Raw genomic sequence first — 4,379 nt, 5'->3', positions numbered from 1 at the left:
ACTTCGCGATCTCGCCGATCCCGATGTTCCGGTATTCCGGCCTTGGTTTTTTTACGGCTTCAGCCATGCTAGACCCCAACTTGTTAACACACTAATCCGCGATTTTAGCGCCTTTTTATTTCGCGCTGCAGCGAGAAGCCGTCTAAGAGACTGTTGCTCCATGCGCGAGAATAGGCCTGCTAACGTGCGTGTTCCACGAGCACTCAGCCCGTGCTCGCAGCCCATTTTTCCTTCGATCAACTCAAGTCGTTCTGATAGTAATAACCGGTCGTGACATACCAACCGCGACGCACTTCGACAGGGCGATCGCCATAGGTATAGGACACGCGCTCGACCGATAAAAGCGGAAATCCCTGCGCCACATCGAGAAACTGCGCGACGGTCTCGTCGGCGGCGACGGCGCGAATCTTTTCCGTCGCGCGAATCATGCGCGTGCCGAACTCCGTCTCGAACATCGCGTAGAGCGGGCCTTTGTAATCGGCGAGGCGCTCGGCCGTGAGTCCGCGAAATACCGCGCCCGGCAGCCAGATTTCGTCGAAGACGGTCGTCACGCCATCAAACTGCAACAAGCGCTTGATAAGAACGACGGGGTCGGCGGGCTTCAGATCCAGTTGACGCGCGATCTCGGCCGGCGCGCGCAGCCGCCTGCATTCGAGCAGACGGCTCACATGAGGATGTACATCGCCATCATCGGGCAGAAGGCGCAGGAAGCGGAACTGCACACGGTCTTCGTTGTGCGTCGCAACGAACGTGCCTTTGCCCTGGCGGCGAACGAGAAGATTGTCGGCGGCGAGCTCGTCGATCGCCTTGCGCACGGTGCCCTGGCTCACCTTGTAGCGTGCGGCCAGTTCGACCTCGCTCGGGATGATTTCGCCAGGCTTCCATTCGCCGGACTCAAGTCCTTGCGTGATGAGCGCCTTGATTTGCTGATACAGCGGGCTGAACGTCGGCGACGGCGTGCTCGCGGCCTCAGCCGCCGGTGCAGTGCCGTTGGGGGTCGTCGTGCTCGCCGGGTTGGAATTCATGCCGCGCATTTCAACACAAGGGCCGCCGTGCGTCCAGACCTTTCCCGAAGATTCCTATGTCTTATATAAGACATAAGATAGTGTTGACATTACCTCGGACCGCTCCTACACTCCTTGTCGAGCAAGGGTTTGCGGGTCGTTGCGCGAGCGCAGGAACCGCCGGTCAGCGTGTTTTTCGCGGCGCTTTTAGCCTCGGAAGCACCTTGAATCACGGCATCCGTCTATCGCGCGACATACCGCCAGGCACGCCCTTTCGCTTTCGCCTCACGCCGATCGCTCAATCGATTCGCGCGCCGCTGCCTGCCCCACGCCTCGCAACGTCAAGCGCCGTCTCGTATGGGCGCGTTGCCGTCAGACTCAAGCGAAATCCCGGCGTCCTTCCAGAACACTCCGCATGCCTCTCGCTCGAAGAGAAGGATTCATGGCATGACAGTCACGCCGCTCGCGCATTCATGCGGCCCGAATCCACGAACGAGCGCGCAACGCCCACGTGGCGCCGCTCTCGGCGATTCGCGCACGGCATGGCCAGCATGTCTTCATCAACGCTTTGCGAACGCGCATAAAATAGCGTTTCCCTAGCGTTCCACGCACCGTCCAGGAGAGTTCTCAATGGCTAAGTCCGCAAAGCGCGTTGCCGTCACCGGCGCCGCAGGTCAAATCGGCTACTCGCTGCTGTTCCGCATCGCCAACGGCGATCTGCTCGGCAAAGACCAGCCCGTGATTCTTCAGTTGCTCGATCTGCCGCAAGCGCAAGGCGCCGTGAAGGGCGTCGTGATGGAGCTGGAAGACTGCGCATTCCCGCTGCTCGCGGGCGTGGTCGTCACGGACGATCCCAAGGTCGCGTTCAAGGACGCCGACGTCGCGCTGCTGGTCGGTGCGCGTCCGCGCTCGAAGGGCATGGAGCGCAAGGACCTGCTGTCGGCGAACGCCGAAATCTTCACGGTTCAGGGCAAGGCGCTGAACGACGTCGCGAGCCGCGACGTGAAGGTGCTGGTCGTCGGCAACCCCGCGAACACGAACGCGTACATCGCGATGAAGTCGGCGCCGGATCTGCCGAAGAAGAACTTCACCGCCATGCTGCGTCTGGACCACAACCGCGCGCTGTCGCAACTGGCGGCCAAGTCGGGCAAGCCGGTCGCGTCGATCGAAAAGCTCGCCGTGTGGGGCAACCACTCGCCGACGATGTACCCCGACTTCCGCTTCGCGACCGCCGAAGGCCAGGACCTGACGAAGCTCATCAACGACGACGAATGGAACCGCAACACGTTCATCCCGACCGTGGGCAAGCGCGGCGCGGCGATCATCGAAGCGCGCGGTCTGTCGTCGGCGGCATCGGCGGCGAATGCGGCGATCGATCACGTGCGTGACTGGGTGCTCGGCACGAACGGCAAGTGGGTCACGATGGGCATTCCGTCGGACGGCTCGTATGGCATTCCGGAAGACATCATCTACGGCGTGCCCGTCACGTGCGAAAACGGCGAGTACAAGCGCGTCGAAGGCCTCGAAATCGACGCATTCTCGCGCGAAAAGATGGACGGCACGCTGAACGAACTGCTCGAAGAGCGCGACGGCGTTTCGCATCTGCTCGGCAAGTAAGCACATCGTTTTAAGGGAAGCCCGCAACGGCTTCCCGCCGGCGCGAACCCTTCGCGGCGTTCGCGCGTGATTCGAACGCGCTTGGAAAAGCATCGAGCGCGTTCGAATCATCGAGCAGGATCGAACTTCCCACTTCCCAAATCGGACCCCACGCCGACGATGCGCGCTCTCACTCCCGCCGAAGTGCTGTTTGACGGCGAACCGCAGCCCGCTGTGCTTCCGCCCTGTGACCATTACGCCGGCAGCGAAAAGCTGATCCGCAAGTCGCTCGCGTTGCAGGCGCAGCTCGGGCCGGTATTCGATATCACCCTCGATTGCGAAGACGGCGCGCAGGTCGGTCACGAGGCCGAGCATGCGCAACTGGTCGCATCGTTCGTTGGCGGCGAGGATGACCGCTTCGGGCGCGTGGGTGTGCGCATCCACGACTTCGATCATCGTGCATGGCGCGACGACGTGCGCATCATCCTGCGCCAGGCGAAAAAGGCGCCCGCGTTCATCATGCTGCCGAAGATCCGCCGCGCCGCCGATGCCGCCGAGATGGTCGCGTTCATCGAGGCATCGCGCCGCGAGTTCGGCATCGCAACGCCCATTCCCTGTCATCTGCTGATCGAAACGCACGGCGCGCTCGCGCAGGCATTCGAACTGGCCGCGCTGCCGGGTGTCGAATCGTTGAGCTTCGGCCTGATGGATTTCGTCTCCGCGCACAACGGCGCCATTCCCGATACCGCGATGCGCTCGCCCGGCCAGTTCGAGCATCCGCTCGTGCGGCGCGCGAAGCTGGAGATCGCGGCCGCGTGTCATGCGCACGGGAAGGTGCCGTCGCACAACGTATCGACGGAAGTGCGCGACATGAGCGTCGTCGCGAACGATGCCGCGCGCGCCCGCAACGAATTCGGCTACACGCGCATGTGGAGCATTCATCCGGATCAGATCAGGCCGATCGTCGATGCCTTCTCGCCGCGCGCGGAAGAAATCGCGCTCGCCGCGGAGATTCTGCTCGCGGCGCAGCATGCACAGTGGGGCCCGACGCGCCACGGCGACACGCTGCACGATCGCGCGAGTTATCGCTATTACTGGTCCGTGCTGCGCCGCGCGCACGCGACCGGTCAGACGATGCCGGACGAATGCGCACCGCTCTTCGCTTCATCTTCTCGACAAGACAAGTAACGCCGCCTCGCGAGCGTGCAAAAGGAGACTAGAGACTATGACGGACAACGCATCGACCGAAGCGCCCGCAAACGGCGCATTCAAGCCGAAGAAATCCGTCGCGCTGTCGGGCGTGACCGCGGGCAATACCGCGCTGTGCACCGTCGGCAAGACCGGCAACGATTTGCACTATCGCGGCTACGACATTCTCGATGTGGCGACTACGTCCGAGTTCGAGGAAATCGCGCATCTGCTCGTGCACGGCAAGCTGCCGAACGCCGCCGAATTGAAGGCGTACAAGACCAAGCTGAAGGCGTTGCGCGGCCTGCCCGCGAACCTGAAGGCCGCGCTCGAGTGGATTCCCGCGTCCGCGCATCCGATGGACGTCATGCGCACCGGCGTCTCCGTGCTCGGCACGATCCTGCCCGAGAAGGACGATCACAACATGCCGGGCGCGAAGGATATCGCCGACAAGCTGATGGCGTCGCTCGGCTCGATGCTGCTCTATTGGTACCACTATTCGCACAACGGCAAACGCATCGAAGTCGAAACCGACGACGATTCCATCGGCGGGCACTTTCTGCATTTGCTGCATGGCGTCGCGCCGTCGAA

The 4,379-nt window shown here is 62.5% G+C and carries 4 protein-coding genes; 3 read left to right on the top strand and 1 reads right to left on the bottom strand.

Features of this window, described 5'->3' with window-relative positions; translation table 11 throughout:
- Positions 1-236: 236 nt before the first annotated feature.
- Positions 237-1,034, bottom strand: coding sequence for a GntR family transcriptional regulator (locus AWB76_RS38290; RefSeq protein ID WP_061165271.1), 798 nt, complete (start codon positions 1,032-1,034; stop codon positions 237-239).
- A gap of 600 nt (positions 1,035-1,634) precedes the next feature.
- Between AWB76_RS38290 and AWB76_RS38285 the strand changes: the two genes are divergently transcribed.
- The 3 genes from AWB76_RS38285 to AWB76_RS38275 form a co-directional block, all read left to right on the top strand.
- On the top strand, positions 1,635-2,621 hold the full coding sequence (locus AWB76_RS38285) for a malate dehydrogenase (RefSeq protein WP_014251430.1): 987 nt from the start codon (positions 1,635-1,637) through the stop codon (positions 2,619-2,621).
- Between the two features lie 159 nt (positions 2,622-2,780).
- The gene (locus AWB76_RS38280) at positions 2,781-3,788 is read left to right on the top strand and encodes an HpcH/HpaI aldolase/citrate lyase family protein (protein ID WP_061165270.1); all 1,008 of its coding nucleotides are present in this window, start codon (positions 2,781-2,783) and stop codon (positions 3,786-3,788) included.
- A gap of 37 nt (positions 3,789-3,825) precedes the next feature.
- On the top strand, positions 3,826-4,379 hold a 554-nt coding region (locus tag AWB76_RS38275; protein WP_279616480.1), incomplete at its 3' end, for a citrate/2-methylcitrate synthase.

Source organism: Caballeronia temeraria, assembly GCF_001544795.2.
GTDB classification, from domain to species: Bacteria; Pseudomonadota; Gammaproteobacteria; order Burkholderiales; family Burkholderiaceae; genus Caballeronia; species Caballeronia temeraria.
The sequence above is the reverse complement of the archived record's forward strand: the minus strand, read 5'-3'. Positions and strand labels throughout refer to the sequence as shown.